The organism is Acinetobacter sp. V104_13, from assembly GCF_031798995.1.
In the GTDB taxonomy this organism is placed as follows: Bacteria; Pseudomonadota; Gammaproteobacteria; order Pseudomonadales; family Moraxellaceae; genus Acinetobacter; species Acinetobacter pittii.
In genome coordinates, this window is the sequence record NZ_JAVQNP010000027.1 from 683,480 (window position 1) to 697,157 (window position 13,678).

At 34.2% G+C, this 13,678-nt stretch carries 16 protein-coding genes and 1 pseudogene; 5 read left to right on the plus strand and 12 right to left on the minus strand.

The genetic code is table 11. The features are described from left to right. Window positions 1-50 precede the first annotated feature (50 nt). From RMB06_RS15975 to RMB06_RS16015, 9 genes are all read right to left on the minus strand, one after another. Window positions 51-995: a DUF4424 family protein gene (locus RMB06_RS15975; RefSeq protein ID WP_311080320.1), complete on the minus strand. Its 945-nt coding sequence runs from the start codon at window positions 993-995 to the stop codon at window positions 51-53. Between the two features lie 120 nt (window positions 996-1,115). Further along, window positions 1,116-1,460 carry a hypothetical protein gene (locus tag RMB06_RS15980; RefSeq protein ID WP_019767862.1) on the minus strand — a complete coding sequence of 115 codons (345 nt, stop codon included), beginning with the start codon at window positions 1,458-1,460 and terminating at the stop codon, window positions 1,116-1,118. A 311-nt stretch (window positions 1,461-1,771) separates the two neighbouring features. Further along, window positions 1,772-2,230, minus strand: coding sequence for a hypothetical protein (locus tag RMB06_RS15985; RefSeq protein WP_017387211.1), 459 nt, complete (start codon window positions 2,228-2,230; stop codon window positions 1,772-1,774). Window positions 2,231-2,480: 250 nt separating this feature from the next. Then, window positions 2,481-2,675 (minus strand): hypothetical protein, encoded by a 195-nt coding sequence (locus RMB06_RS15990; protein WP_017387212.1) that lies wholly within the window; start codon window positions 2,673-2,675, stop codon window positions 2,481-2,483. 174 nt (window positions 2,676-2,849) lie between these two features. Continuing rightward, window positions 2,850-3,167, minus strand: coding sequence for a hypothetical protein (locus RMB06_RS15995; RefSeq protein ID WP_005070099.1), 318 nt, complete (start codon window positions 3,165-3,167; stop codon window positions 2,850-2,852). A gap of 160 nt (window positions 3,168-3,327) precedes the next feature. After that, the gene (locus tag RMB06_RS16000) at window positions 3,328-4,020 is read right to left on the minus strand and encodes a hypothetical protein (protein WP_032038330.1); all 693 of its coding nucleotides are present in this window, start codon (window positions 4,018-4,020) and stop codon (window positions 3,328-3,330) included. 2 nt (window positions 4,021-4,022) lie between these two features. Further along, entirely contained in the window at window positions 4,023-4,580 is a 558-nt protein-coding gene (locus RMB06_RS16005) for a hypothetical protein (protein ID WP_032038331.1), read from the minus strand. A gap of 190 nt (window positions 4,581-4,770) precedes the next feature. Further along, complete coding sequence (locus tag RMB06_RS16010) at window positions 4,771-5,475, minus strand: hypothetical protein (RefSeq protein ID WP_063098507.1); 705 nt, start codon at window positions 5,473-5,475, stop codon at window positions 4,771-4,773. Between the two features lie 286 nt (window positions 5,476-5,761). After that, complete coding sequence (locus RMB06_RS16015; RefSeq protein WP_311080741.1) at window positions 5,762-6,619, minus strand: SDR family oxidoreductase; 858 nt, start codon at window positions 6,617-6,619, stop codon at window positions 5,762-5,764. Between the two features lie 127 nt (window positions 6,620-6,746). Here RMB06_RS16015 and RMB06_RS16020 point away from each other — a divergent pair, with 127 nt between their 5' ends. Continuing rightward, the gene (locus tag RMB06_RS16020; protein ID WP_017481458.1) at window positions 6,747-7,100 is read left to right on the plus strand and encodes a helix-turn-helix domain-containing protein; all 354 of its coding nucleotides are present in this window, start codon (window positions 6,747-6,749) and stop codon (window positions 7,098-7,100) included. 87 nt (window positions 7,101-7,187) lie between these two features. Here RMB06_RS16020 and RMB06_RS16025 read toward each other — a convergent pair whose 3' ends face one another. Together RMB06_RS16025 and RMB06_RS16030 are read right to left on the minus strand one after the other, a co-directional pair. Further along, window positions 7,188-7,742 carry a TetR/AcrR family transcriptional regulator gene (locus RMB06_RS16025; RefSeq protein WP_311080327.1) on the minus strand — a complete coding sequence of 185 codons (555 nt, stop codon included), beginning with the start codon at window positions 7,740-7,742 and terminating at the stop codon, window positions 7,188-7,190. A gap of 712 nt (window positions 7,743-8,454) precedes the next feature. Further along, a complete protein-coding gene (locus tag RMB06_RS16030; protein WP_311080328.1) occupies window positions 8,455-8,697 on the minus strand; it encodes a CPCC family cysteine-rich protein in 243 nt (80 codons plus the stop codon). 219 nt (window positions 8,698-8,916) lie between these two features. On the opposite strand from RMB06_RS16030, the gene RMB06_RS16035 reads away from it, so the two are divergent. Together RMB06_RS16035 and RMB06_RS16040 are read left to right on the plus strand one after the other, a co-directional pair. Next, entirely contained in the window at window positions 8,917-9,426 is a 510-nt protein-coding gene (locus RMB06_RS16035) for a GNAT family N-acetyltransferase (protein WP_032003264.1), read from the plus strand. Between the two features lie 112 nt (window positions 9,427-9,538). Beyond that, entirely contained in the window at window positions 9,539-10,297 is a 759-nt protein-coding gene (locus RMB06_RS16040) for an HD domain-containing protein (protein WP_311080329.1), read from the plus strand. A gap of 129 nt (window positions 10,298-10,426) precedes the next feature. On the opposite strand, the gene RMB06_RS16045 is transcribed toward RMB06_RS16040, so the two are convergent. Next, on the minus strand, window positions 10,427-11,800 hold the full coding sequence (locus tag RMB06_RS16045; protein ID WP_311080330.1) for an EAL domain-containing protein: 1,374 nt from the start codon (window positions 11,798-11,800) through the stop codon (window positions 10,427-10,429). 363 nt (window positions 11,801-12,163) lie between these two features. Here RMB06_RS16045 and RMB06_RS16050 point away from each other — a divergent pair, with 363 nt between their 5' ends. Both RMB06_RS16050 and RMB06_RS16055 read left to right on the plus strand, forming a co-directional pair. After that, window positions 12,164-12,670: a sigma-70 family RNA polymerase sigma factor gene (locus tag RMB06_RS16050; RefSeq protein ID WP_311080331.1), complete on the plus strand. Its 507-nt coding sequence runs from the start codon at window positions 12,164-12,166 to the stop codon at window positions 12,668-12,670. Between the two features lie 30 nt (window positions 12,671-12,700). Beyond that, window positions 12,701-13,667 (plus strand): annotated as a pseudogene (locus RMB06_RS16055) (FecR domain-containing protein). The last annotated feature ends 11 nt before the right edge of the window (window positions 13,668-13,678 follow it).

Consider the following 13,678-nt stretch of genomic DNA (forward strand, 5'->3'; position numbering starts at 1 on the left):
ACAATCAATATTGAGGCAATTTGTTGGTCAAACCAGAAGCTGGTATCAAATTATCGAATTCTCACAAAAATAATATCTAGGTCTTTTTTGGGTACAAACTTAGTCTTGGTCATTTGGAATTGAGTTGGACTAATTTTTTTAACTGGCCCATCCCAACAAAATGAAACCAGTTCGTCTTTATCGCGCTCAATGGTTAACTTAAAGTTTTCAATTGGCTTTGCCCAATTTGCGCCCGTCGTCAAAATATAACCCAAAGCACTAAACGGCGAATTTTCTGCACTGGCTTTTTTTAAGCCCTGCTTAAATTGTTTATCCATACAAAATTGCTGGTTATATTCATCTGGATAGAGAGCTACAGAGCCACCGACCAAAGGTTTGTATTCATGATGAATCTTAGTCAAACTATTGGCTTTAAAAGTCTGCTTCCAACTATAGATCACTTGAGATGACCACGGAATCACATCATCTTTTTTAAAATCGGCTAAAATTTTCTGTATTTGCGGCTTATTACATTGTTTTAGCTTATCTACATAATATTCATAATCATAGTTAGTACGAGTCCATGGATTTAGCATGTCTTGTTCACTAAAACCACATTGCTTAAACTCATCTGTTGCATCAATCAGTGGTGATTTTTCATCTTTTTGAATAAAGGTTCTGACATGCATCTCCGGTTTTATATTTTTACCATCCACCACAATTTTAAAACTTTTTAAAAGCTGTTCGGTGTGAGCAAAATCAGACTCAAAAAAATTATCAATGCGTGGTAACGGAAATAAGATCGTTTCCGTTACGTCTTTATTGCTTAAGTTTTTATAAAGATAGTCGACCTTAATCAGTTTTTTACTGATGAATAGATCTTCGCTTTGCATGGCAATCTGTGAGTTTTTGAGATATTGAATCCCACCTGTACCCACATAACCCGTAGAGTCATTGGCTAGACCATAGGTGGATAACGAAGCTAAAACAGCAAAGGTTAATGCAAACGTTTTCATTTTAAAGCGCTCTGTCATTTTCTAATTATGAAATATCGATCTGTAATAAAGCATAACTGTTTAAGCACAGATGCGGTTAGTTTTTTAGTAATGACTTATATCGCTTTAAATCTAAAAACTTTAATGAAAACTTAGCTTTTGTCTCGTCATCTTTTTAGGCACACTAATTTTTCCAATAAAGTTGGTTAGCCATAAAATGCATTCATCACGATGTTCAAAGTGAGGCATCAAACTCAGGTCAATTTTTATATCTCTATCGGCCAAAGGCAAACTCAAGCAATATTCAAAGTCAATCGACTTATATTTTAACTTTAGGTCTTTTTCTTGGGCCTGTTTTTTGATTTCCGCCATGATGCGGTTAAGGTTAACAATCAAATTATTTGAAACTTGATTATTCTCATAGACACGTTCATAGACGTTTTCAGCAACGTCAATGTATTTTATAAGCTCTGCATTTTCATTCATATCATTCACTTTCTCTTTTTTTAAAGATTATGAACTGCTAAATGTTTAATTGCGTTACTTGGTACATTAGTAATGTGAAAAATGTATTTTTTACTTTACCGACAAATATAATTAAGCAATTGATATTTATTAAAAACATTTTTTATTTTCATATTTATATACATTTAAGACTTTTGTTGAAGTTAAATTTTTCTAGTTATCACAATTAAGTAATGATCAATTTTAAGTCAAAAAAAACCGCCCCAGAAGACGGTCGCTGAATTTAAACCAGCAGATATAGAAGTAAGGTGGACGTTTACTTCTATATTCTTTTATGAAGGAGTTTTATTAGTTTTAATAAAATCCTCAGATTTAAAATAATTGATAATCATGTCTGCATGCTCTTCTTTTGGAGGAGCAACAGTGACCGGAAACGCATCTTTCGACATCTTAAAACCTGGTGGTAAAAAGTGCGAAATTGGCGGTAACTTTGGTTTTCCACCTTCTGTGATTCGCTCAATAAATCCAGCTAACCAAAGAAGATATTCACCTTCATTTACGAACTTTGGCATAACACTCAGATCAATTTGAACTTTGCATTCACTTAACGGTTTCGTTAAGTTTTCTTCAAAGTCGATATAGTTGAACTTGAGCTTAAACTCAGTTCCTTTGATGGCTTTTCGAATCTGACTAATTAAACAGTTAAGGTTCTGAGTAATGTCATCAGTGAATAAGCTATCTTTTTTTATATTTTTATAAACCTTTTCGGCTACAGCTAGATACTTTGGCATTAACCTCTCTCCGTACTATTGTTATAAAGTTCTGATCTATGAATGTTTTCTGTCTTTGATTATGCTTAAAGTAGTGTAATTAAAGGTAGCCTTATTAGAGTGGTTTGTAAGTAGTTAGTGCTTTATGTAAATTGCACCATAAAAACTCTTAAAAAAATTAAGGTTTTGATAACTCATCCGCAAAAATGCATGGTTGAATAGAGATAATTAGAAACATTTATTTTCATATTATTTTTACCATTTGGTAAAATTAATATGTTTTCATTTGCTTATCTCGTCTTACCAGCCCTAAAACAGCTCGACGCACTCGTATTTCTTCTTCAGAAAAAGGTAAATGTTCGATGAGCTCGTAAATTGAGAGAGAATTATTTTCGATCAAGAAGCAGTCTTGCTCTGTTGTCCAATTAGCCGTAGCCGATTCAGTTTGTTTTAAATAGCGTTTCATATTTCCTAGCAGACTTATTTACACATATAAAAAGCCTGCCTTTAGGCAAGCTTATATTTCAGATTTTGAATTGATCATTATTATAGCAGTCTATAAATGGTATGTTCAGTTAATATTGTAGTTGCCCTAACTAAACATCATAAAAAAGCCCACTTACTGTGGGCTTCTAAATGGTTATTGTGCGGCATTTACCCCAACAATAAACTGACTACAATTAGAACCTTCAGATGCATTACCTAATTGCTTTTCAGAGAATTTAAATTTGGAAGCAACTGATTCATAATCTTTTTTAAGGCTTTGTCCTGTTAGCTCACCAAGCTCTTTCACTTGTTCTGGTTTCAAGATGCCATGTTCAACTGCTTGGTTTACCATGACACATGCTGTCGTCATCGCGTCATAACGTGCAGCAGTTTTAGAGTAACCAAGAGCACCTATTACACCACCAACAATTAAACCAATAATGACCGCTAAAGTTACGTGCATCTTATTCATTTTTTAAATACCTAAAAATCTAACCAAAAGACGAACACTTCAAAAGGATGTGCTCAAGTCCAGTTAGGATAGTCGTATTTACAGGTTTTAAAAAGTTAGATTCTGTCACATTTATTGATAGATTACGTGAAATGTGTTTAATCAATTAAAAGGGGAAATATCAGACCTTCCTAGTTCTCTTTCGTTTTTTGCTTGGCACTTCTAAAGGAATAATCACCTTACCTGTACCTAACCCGCGAAAAAAATAATTAAAGATGTATAAGAATAACAAGCCAAAATAAAAAATAGGAAAAATACTAAAGGCAGTACTTATGATTTCCCAAAACATAACCCCGACTCTATAGTTATAACAGAATGATATGAGTCCACCTCTACGTCTAGGCCTTTGCTGAGTAATATCATCCTCAATAAAGTGAAAAATTCCCATAACAAAACAACCAGCAAATGTACTTGAGACTAAAGTCTTTTTAATTAGAGGCTTTTCTAACCAAGGGTATTTTTTTGAAGATTCAAACTCGGCTTTAAAAAAGAATTTATAAATTTCTTCTTGATATGCTTTATTAATTCCATATTTTTTAATAAAAAAATATGAGATAACACAACCCACAAAGAACATGACTATGGTTATGTAAATGCTATAAAGAATCGTAAAAAACGGTAATGGCCCTTTCGTACCAACAGTCACATGCATAGTTTGTGTGATGTATTGATATAGCTCGTACTGCCATTCATTTTTTGGATAAGCAGGAAATACAAATAAAGGAATAATAAAAAGAATAGAGCATAAGGCTATATTTCCTCTATTTTCTTTACTTTTCCGTGCAAGCGTAGAAAGAAAACTTTTAGAAGCCATATCTATATTTTACAATTTGGAATCATGTGCTTAGCTTTATAAAACTCATCAAAAGCCTTCATATCATTTAACCATGGAGAGATAGTTTCCAGATTACGTTTATTAATATTTTTTGATGCTAATAGCCTTGGTGAAGAATAATTTTTCTGCTGAATTTTTTGATTATATTGTTGTACAAACATAAGCTTTAAGCATAATCCTCGAATGCCCTTATTACCAAAATATGAATACTCAGAATATTTATTTAAGACATCTTTCATTTCTTTATGTTCACCATTCCAAACATAAAATGAGCTTAATCCATTCAAATCGTTAATGTATATCTCATCATTAATGGAGTTTAACTCTAGCCCTTCTTTTAAAATAATACTATTTATTTCCACTTCATCAGATAAGTCCATCCAAAAAAAAGAAGCCATGACTTCTTCTGAAAATCTTATTCTGGCTTGCTCTGTATCCTTAGGATATACAATAAAAAAATAATACAATCCTAGAAAAATAATAAAACCTAATATAATAGAAAGTAATCTCCAAAAATTAGTACCTTTTATAATATTCATAACAAGCCATTCATTTTATTTAATATCTTGTGAACGCACTTTACTTTATGTTTTAGATGAAATCAAAAGAAGAGAGAGAAAATTTCTTTGAATGAAATATATGCTCACCTTTTTAAATTTCTTTGTTTGTGCCCTTTCCTGTTTAAAAGAGCACTTTTTTTAAATACTTTATTAAGATATTTCTAAGTCATTAAGGTAAAAATGGCTTTGTTAGAAGCACAAATCCGACAGAGAAAAAAGCATTATCATGATGAGAAATTTGGTTGCCATAACTTGCGTTTAATTGAACAAAATCTTTATAGACAATGTATCGAAAACCTGTTTGATAAAAGGCATCATTTCGGTCATTACCATATATTTCGGCAGTGAACGTTAATGGGTTAGCAAGTTGTGTTTCGGTTCCAATTCCCCACGTGGTTTGATTTTTATGTGTGGTATTTTCACGTAACCATCCCATATTGGCATGGATTAAAAATTTATCATCCAAAGTAGAAAGACTTAAAGGAACATTAAACGTCCAATCTTTCTTTGAAGAATCCTTAGTATTGATTTGAGTGCCAAAAGAAAAGCCGATTCCCCAATCATTCGTTTCTAAAGGCTTTAATAAGGTCTTACCTTGTAGAGTTGCATAACTGACATGCTCAGTATCATCATTTACTCTCCCCATCCCTACAGCAAATTCAAAATTGCCACCAAAATTACAGGCTGGTGTTGCCCAATATTCTTTGCTGTCAGAGTTATGCTGTGCCCATGTTTCTAGCTGACAAGTTTTTGGAGAAACAAGAGCGGCATCGTCAACAACCATAGGTCGTCCACTATAGCTTGCATTAGATAATGCGAATAAACAGAAACTAGAAATAAGTGAGCGTTTCTTTAAAGTAAATAACACTGGCATCACTTCCATAAGTCATGGAGCACATGCAAGTACTGCAACCCGTCATGAATAAATCATGGGTTCATAATAGAAATGAAAAGATGGAAATAAAAAAACCTCTTCTTGCATCCACAAAAAGAGGTCTGTCAGGACTTCAGTGGATACTTAGACTATTACCGATCGACTACTGTCACTCGAGCAAGTACTCACATTGAAGCTCCTAAAAATTAGTTGGGCGGATTCTAAAATTACCGTTGTTAAATATCAAGTTAAAATTTCGTGTCAGTCTAAGCGAAAGAAAATCAGCTTATTTTAAAAACTCTTTCACAGTTTCTTGCATACTTGTCGTTGCACGGCCAATGAGCTCATGCAGATCTTTGCTATCACTATATAAACCGTCTTTAGACACGCCTTCATCCGAATCAGCCAATATATGAGCAAACCCTTCTGGTACACCAACCTGCACTAAGAATGCTTTATATTCTTCTTCGGGTAAATCTTGATAAGTTACATCTTTTTGAGTGATTTCACTTGTCCATTTTGCTACATCATCAAGGGTGTAACTTGTATCACCTGCCAGCTCATAAATCTTATTTTCATGCCCATCTTGCGTTAATACCACAGCAGCCGCTGTTGCATAGTCTAGACGTGAAGCAGAAGAAACTTTACCGTGATGAGTTGCCCCAAAAATTTTGCCATGCTCAACTGCTTGTTTAAGACCCATTGCATAATTTTCGTTGTACCAGTTATTGCGTAATAACGTGTAGGGAATATTCGACGCTTTTAAATATTGTTCAGTTTCAACATGTTCTTGTGCAAGTAAAAGCGGTGTTACATCTGCTTTTAATAAACTTGTGTAAGCAATAAATTTTACATGCGCGAGTTTTGCTGCATTAATAATATTTTGGTGTTGTACTGTGCGTTGACCAATTTCATTTGATGAAATTAATAAAAGCTTATCAATACCTTGCAGTTGCTCTGAAAGTTTTTCTACATCATTAACATAATCAAAAGGACGAACTTCTACCCCTTTTGAACTTAAATCTAAAGCTTTTTCTGGATTACGGACTAATGCCACAATATTTTTTGCTTCGGTCCGTTCAAGTAATTGAGAAATAACGAATTGACCAAGTTGACCTGTTGCACCAGTAACTGCAATACGCATGGTGATCTCCATCTGATGTAATTGAAATATTTCAATCATCGTAGTATCTTCACTTACTAAAAGTAAGTACTTACCTAAAAGTAAGTTCAGCATTAAATGTAAACTTTTGTAATGCAGGTAATGAGCAATGAAAGGTCTAGTTTTTGCAGCAAATTGTCCATCTAGAAAAATTTTGTTAACACTAACAAGCCGTTGGAGCGTTTTAATTTTAGTTGCATTACGTGATCAGCGTTTGCGCTTTAATGAATTAAAAAAATTAATTGATGGCATTAGTGAAAAAATGCTGGCACAAACCTTAAAGTTACTCGAGCAAGATGGCTTTATCTTCCGTCAGGATTATGCTGAAGTACCCCCTCGAGTAGATTATCAACTAACCGACTTTGGTCGAGAAGCTTCCGATAGACTTTTTGATTTAACGGATTGGCTTGAAAATAATATATCTCAGTTATTAGAACAGCAGCCTCGTTCAGACTTAGTTTAATAAGCAAATCTTTGTATATTTAAATTTGCTTCACGATTGATATATCTTCATCTAACTTTGATCAACAAACTTAGATTCCGTACTCCTTTACCCGAACCCCAGCAAAAAACACTCAAGCACTCTCTCCCGCTCAATTGCCACATCCGAACTTAAAAGCTGGATAATTGCACCTTCAATCATATATAAAAATAGCTTGGCATCCTGAAAGGTAGCATCGGTTTTTTGTTTTATAAGCTGGCTATAGATTTCATTAAGTAGCCATGTGCGATATCTCACCGCGGTTATATAGGCTTTTGGATAGGTCAGTTTCGTTTCAGAAATGGCTTTAAATAAAAGGTAGTACATTCCCTCTACATCGGTATGTAAGAAATAAAGCTGTTTGAGTTTTTCCTTCACGCTTGTGCCTTGGTCGTACTGAGCAATTGAAACTACTTTTTCTTTTAAACGTTCTTTTTGCACAATTAGGCAGATTTCAATAAACCGCTCTTTTGAATGAAAAAAGTTATAAAAAGTTGCTTTGGTAATTGCACACTCTTTCACCATTCGGTCGACTCCAACCGTATGAAAGCCGTGATGGTGAAATAAATCAATCGACTTATTAATGACTTGTATTGCACGCGTTGAGAGAACTAAATTTGGCATATTTTTACCACTAAAAATTATTGTTGTTTCTAAATGAGATACTTTTTTTGGGAGAAAAAAGGCACAGCAAAGCCCGTAAGACTGTGCTTGGCACATCTCAAGTTTTATTGTTGATTAAGTTTTAAGACGAAATAATTTAAAGCCTGAAAACCTTACGGCGATCAAACGGCTTTAAATGTTTATGTTGTGTCGTTATAGCTTTTGGCAAGGGCCGCCAAGAAATAATGGATGTGCAAAGCCAACTCCTTTTTATTGGGAGTTCTGCCAGACATTAGAATTATGGTGGCAGAACGGAAGAGGGTTCGCGGACTGGTTTCGACTCCAGCACACCCGAGGGTGTCCCTCTCCCGTCCTACCGCTACGGGAGGGAACGAGATGCACACAAGACTATTCCTCAGAAGAAATAATCCTGATGTGGTCGAAAAAAGCGGTCCGCGACGACCGACTGGCAATGTGGCCAGCAGGCAAAGAATAGTGCCCAACCCCTTTGCAGTCAAGCAAACAAAATGACATTTGATTTAAATTAGACCATTAAAAAAGTAAGGCTAAATAATTAAAATTTATTGTTAAATTGGGGTTTATAAAAGACTAAAATAAAGACAAATGGCTATTTTTTCTGCTTTAAGAATTCCAATAAATTGATAAAACCTTATTACATAGGATGTAAATATGTAATTTTATTCCATCCCATTCATACAAGTATATTTATTTATCAAGGTATTTCCTTTTCAAGAGGTTTACGGACATACGGTATCAATTCTTTTTTTATTTCTCCAAATAATTGAAAATTTTGTTTAGCCATATTTAAGCTAATGCCATTTGCCCCACCCATATAATCAGGATCTTCATTTTGAACATTATCATCTTCCCAAAAACAAATTGGACAGATTTCAAACGAATCATAGGCTAAGTCATCAAATGTAAGATAACCACAACATAGACATGCGTAAGACACTATTTTCTCCCATCTTTGTCTATTCCAATAAAGTATACCATCAGAATGTTTAAACACATTTTATGGATAGTTCATGAATGTGTTCCTCTATTTTTAACATCCAAAAATAAAATTTTTTTATAGCTATTATTAGTGATAGTTTATTATTTATTTTAACCCTACTATGAATAATATATTTTTAATAACAATTAAACTTAAGTAATTTATATAAGAAAGATTATGGATTTACATGAAGTGAGTATCTCTACTGAAAGACTCAATCTAACTCCTTTTACGGCAGAAGATGCCGATGAGACATATAACTGTATTACGCCTACTCTGACACGCTATATGGCGTGGGACCCTCAACCAAGACATGAGTTTGATCAAACTTGGAATGCTTGGTTAAAAAACTTCGAAACTGGATCTGAAATTATATTTGTTATAAGAGATGTACATACTCAAATATTTATAGGCCTTGTTGGCCTCCATCGTATGCAAACTCCTCATCCAGAGTTAGGCATATGGATAAGCGAAGATTATCATTATCATGGTTATGGAAGAGAAGCTGTATCAGCAGTCGCTAAGTGGGCAATAGACTTTGTTAAACCAGACTATTTTATTTATCCAGTTGCTGAAGCTAACGCTCCAAGTCGAAAAATTGCAGAATCTCTAGGAGGGAAAGTAGTTTCAAAATCTACAGGCCCAAAATACGAATTTGTAACTTATGAGATTCCTGTTAGTTGTTAATACTTAAAAAAACATAACAATCAAAAGACTAATGATGTCTTAAAAGAGAAAACTTGCAAAAAATCATCTATGATAATATTTTAGAGTAATTGCTCTAAAATGAGATCTAATAATGAAAACTAAAAGAATTGGTTCGTATCACTGGATGCAAGCTACCAATGGTCAGCTCAGCTTCAAAGAGAAAATTAAGTTAATTCAAAAAATTATGCTGCCAAGTGTTATGGCCTCTATAAAAATAAATTACTTTCGATTCAAAACTTCTCATGATTTTGATTTTGATCAGATCGTAATACCCGATACTCAAATGGTTAAAGTCGCGCTTGATGAGCTCGAAACTAAAGCAAGTATATCTATCTACAATCATTCATGGCGAACCTATTTCTGGGGCGCTGCCCTAGGCCATATACAAAAACAGCAATTTGATGATGAATCACTTTTAATAGCCTCACTTTTTCATGATATTGGCTTAACTGAGCAACATATTCATAGTAAAGGTTGTAACTGTTTTACCTATGAGAGTGCTAAACAATTTGAACTAAAGGCCAAAGAACATAGCTTTGATGATAAGAAAAGTGAAGTCATTAAAGATGCTATCTGCTTACATATGAACGGCTATATAGATCATTCTGACCCTGCAGAAATTACGCTATTACAGCAAGGCGCATCCTGTGATGTGATTAGCGATGGTCTATATAAACTCCCCCTATCTTTTCAAAAGGAAATTTTAGAAAAGTATCCTAGAAAACAGTTTAATAAAGAATTTATTGAGCTTCTTGATTTAGAAAGTAAGAATGTACCAAATTCTCGAACTAGCTTATTAAATAGTCTTGGTTTACCACTCATGATTAAGTCAAATTTATTTAAAGAGTAGAAATATTAATATTTATAAAGTACTTATACCAAGGATTAAAACACTCGGAGTTAGATTTTGGAGAAAAAGCGTAAATCTCTTATATTTAGAATTCTGCTGTTAAATTAAGATTTTTAATTATCCTTTTGCCTATTTTTTGAAATGGGCTATCTGTTCTAAGAAATCATTTAAAGGCATCGGACAGCCCCACAAATAGCCTTGAAACTCAGTACATCCATTACTTTTAAAAGTACTAAATTGTTCATGAGTTTCGATGCCTTCTACTAACACGCGAAGGTTTAAATCCAGTCCAATTTTAATAATACCAGTGACTAATTTATTACTGCGTTTATCATCCAAAGCTGCCTGTACAAAGCTACGATCAATTTTGATTTGACTGATGGGCATTTTTTGTAGATAGCTTAAAGATGAATAACCTGTACCAAAATCATCAAGAGAAAGCTGAACTCCTTGTTTAGATAAGAACTGCATTTTTTCGATCATGCTTACACAATTCGTTAAAGCAATATTTTCAGTAATTTCTAATATGAGCCTAGATGGATTGACCTCATATTTCTGAATCAGCCTAATCACAGTTTGCTCAAAGTTTGGTTGCATGAAGTGATCAGCACTAATATTAATTGAAAGTGTAAGATCTTTGGTCTCGGCTTTTTTACTCCACTCTTGTAGAACTTTGCAGGCTTGAGCCAATACCCATTCTCCAATCTCTGGCATTAACCCAAAAGTTTCGGCTGCTGGAATAAAATCTTTTGTGGGAATATATCCTAAAACAGGATGATGCCATCTTAATAAAGCTTCTGCGCCAATTAGCGTTTCAGAAGCATTAATTTGCGGTTGATAAAAAAGCTCAAACTGTTCTTTAATAAGCGCTAAGCGTAAGTCTTGCACCATAGTGCTTTCGGTTTGTATCTCTAATTGCATGGTGTAAATTGAAATACAGATCATGAGCGTAGCGACACAAGTTGCAATCCATCCCCCATGGTCACGAATATCTTCCGGTAAAGGTATGGCGCTATCAAGATTAAAAGAGCTGCCACTAAAAAATATAAAGCATCCAATCGACAAAAGAATTAAAGCAGCTTGTAAAAAGCTTGGATTTCTACGGTAATTCAAATATCCCAATATCGCCCCAGCGGGTAAAAACAATTGAGCCACTTGCGGACGGTCACTTGTAGCGACATCAAAAAATAAGCAAAAAATGACTGGAAAAACAAGCAGAACGACTTGAGATAAAAGAATACCCGCTGAAATGCGGTTTATATAAATAAGAAAAAGGCTAAATATGGAGATCAGTGTAAAAATGATATCCATACCCACAATTAACCACATTTTTGCAAATATAAAATATGTGGTCCAAAACAAACAAAAAATAATACAAATAAAGATATTTGCTTTTGCGGCGATTGTAAGCTGCTGATCCTTTACGGTACGGTAATTTTTTTTGCGTTTTTTAAAGTAAGACGAAGCTATCATAAATAAATCAACCGTAAAATATTTCTTCATAAACCCCAAGCTTGAACAGTGATATACCCTGTCAATTTTCACCAATAAAACCTAATGTTTTATTTATTTTTATATGCCTCATCTTGAGGTGGGTGTTGTTTTAATTGTGGTGGCACAGTCCGGTTGCTTAATTGAATAATTTTGCTTTTCAGTCACCTTATTATTTTAAAGTATTATCCTCTAACGATACATGCGTCTGAGACTAAGGTACAGGCCCTAAGTAGCGAAAAATTAGAGCATAAGAATTTTTAGAATATAGAACTCTATTTATTGATATTAATAATAATTATCATTACTATTTAAGAATAATTTAAATGTGTTTTTAATTGCGCTACTCAGTGCCAATTTGTGGACTTCGCCGCTATGAACCTTAATGTAGAGAAACAGGTATGGTTTAGCCAAATTTATCGTTCTCAACAAACTATGCTTTTATCATGGTTTAAACACAAACTTCAGCACCATCATCAGTCTGAAGACCTAAGCCAGGAAGTGTTTTATCGTGCTTTAAAAAGCCAATATTGTTTTCAAAAAATTAAGGAACCACAGGCATGGCTTATGGGGATCGCCAAGCATGTCATGATTGACTATTGGCGTCGTCAGCATATTGAAAACCTTTATCTAGATGCCCTAAAGCAACTTCCAGAAGAATATTATCCCTCTGCTGAACATGAAGTCTATATTCAAGAAACCTTATATCAGGTTCATTTAATATTAGAAAAACTGCCTACCCGCACAGCTCAGGTCTTTTTAATGTCTCAACTAGATGGCATGACTTATCGAGAAATTAGTGAAAAAATGAATATTTCTGAAGCCACTGTGAAAAGAGATATGAAACAAGCTTTTTTAGCTTGTATAGACCTTTATAATTAACCCTGTTAGCTGCGCTTAATTTGTTACCTTATGTCTGATATTACTAAAATCCCTCCTCATGTTTTAGATGCAGCCGCAGACTGGTTGGTAATCTTACATTCGGGTGAAATGACCGCGTTACAGCAACAACAATTTGAGCAGTGGAAAACCGAAAAACAAGAACACCAGCTAGCACTCCAGCAAATGGAAAAATTCAGCCATGGTTTATCAAACCTTGCAGGTAACTTCCCTTCCGAAGCTTTAGTTCAGTCTAATCAAAAATTTAATCTTGCTGCAAAACGCAATATGCTGTTAAGCCTTTCAGGTTTAATGATCGTTGGTTTGTCTGCCTATTTCATACCTTGGGAAAAATGGCAGTCGGACTACCACACCAAAGTGGGTGAAATTAGAAAAGTATCGTTAAAGGATGGTTCTCAACTGATTATGGCAAGTGATTGCTATGTCGATGTAAATTTCACGCAAGAGAAACGTCAGATAAAGCTGATTGATGGGGAAATTTATGTTGAAACAGCAAAGGATGCTCAACATCGACCATTTATTGTCGAAACCAAGAATGGTTCCGTAGAAGCCTTAGGGACTCAATTTACGGTTCGCCAAGAAAATAGCGAACAAACAAAAGTCAAAGTCTATAAACATGCTGTAGCAATTGAACCCGAGAACTCCCCTAAACGGCAAATATTAAAACAAGGCCAGCGTGCTTTTTTTGACGAAAAATATATTTCAAGATCTCTTCCTCTCGATAATGATCAACCGTATTGGACCCAACAACTTTTGGTTGTAGATCAATGGCCACTTCAAAAAGTGCTAGATGAGCTATTTCGTTATAAAAAAGGAAGCTACCATCTCGATGCGGAATTAAAAAATATAAAAATTTCGGGCGTATTTTCTCTAAAAAATCCTGAGCAAAGCTTAGAAACTTTAGCCTATAGCCATCAACTTGAACTGAACTATTACAGTCCCTATTTGTTAAATATTAAAAAAAGATAAAAAAATGTGACCCTTTTTTTG

What these genes read in the sequence shown, in the direction of transcription:
- RMB06_RS16040 (WP_311080329.1), top strand. Translation starts at nt 9,539, where the DNA reads ATGAAAACTAAAAGAATTGGTTCGTATCACTGGATGCAAGCTACCAAT.
- RMB06_RS16010 (WP_063098507.1), bottom strand. Translation starts at nt 5,475, where the DNA reads ATGCCAGTGTTATTTACTTTAAAGAAACGCTCACTTATTTCTAGTTTC.
- RMB06_RS16035 (WP_032003264.1), top strand. Translation starts at nt 8,917, where the DNA reads ATGGATTTACATGAAGTGAGTATCTCTACTGAAAGACTCAATCTAACT.
- RMB06_RS15990 (WP_017387212.1), bottom strand. Translation starts at nt 2,675, where the DNA reads ATGAAACGCTATTTAAAACAAACTGAATCGGCTACGGCTAATTGGACA.
- RMB06_RS15980 (WP_019767862.1), bottom strand. Translation starts at nt 1,460, where the DNA reads ATGAATGAAAATGCAGAGCTTATAAAATACATTGACGTTGCTGAAAAC.
- RMB06_RS16045 (WP_311080330.1), bottom strand. Translation starts at nt 11,800, where the DNA reads ATGAAGAAATATTTTACGGTTGATTTATTTATGATAGCTTCGTCTTAC.
- RMB06_RS15975 (WP_311080320.1), bottom strand. Translation starts at nt 995, where the DNA reads ATGAAAACGTTTGCATTAACCTTTGCTGTTTTAGCTTCGTTATCCACC.
- RMB06_RS16020 (WP_017481458.1), top strand. Translation starts at nt 6,747, where the DNA reads ATGAAAGGTCTAGTTTTTGCAGCAAATTGTCCATCTAGAAAAATTTTG.
- RMB06_RS16025 (WP_311080327.1), bottom strand. Translation starts at nt 7,742, where the DNA reads ATGCCAAATTTAGTTCTCTCAACGCGTGCAATACAAGTCATTAATAAG.
- RMB06_RS15985 (WP_017387211.1), bottom strand. Translation starts at nt 2,230, where the DNA reads ATGCCAAAGTATCTAGCTGTAGCCGAAAAGGTTTATAAAAATATAAAA.
- RMB06_RS15995 (WP_005070099.1), bottom strand. Translation starts at nt 3,167, where the DNA reads ATGAATAAGATGCACGTAACTTTAGCGGTCATTATTGGTTTAATTGTT.
- RMB06_RS16050 (WP_311080331.1), top strand. Translation starts at nt 12,164, where the DNA reads ATGAACCTTAATGTAGAGAAACAGGTATGGTTTAGCCAAATTTATCGT.
- RMB06_RS16015 (WP_311080741.1), bottom strand. Translation starts at nt 6,619, where the DNA reads ATGCGTATTGCAGTTACTGGTGCAACAGGTCAACTTGGTCAATTCGTT.
- RMB06_RS16000 (WP_032038330.1), bottom strand. Translation starts at nt 4,020, where the DNA reads ATGGCTTCTAAAAGTTTTCTTTCTACGCTTGCACGGAAAAGTAAAGAA.
- RMB06_RS16005 (WP_032038331.1), bottom strand. Translation starts at nt 4,580, where the DNA reads ATGAATATTATAAAAGGTACTAATTTTTGGAGATTACTTTCTATTATA.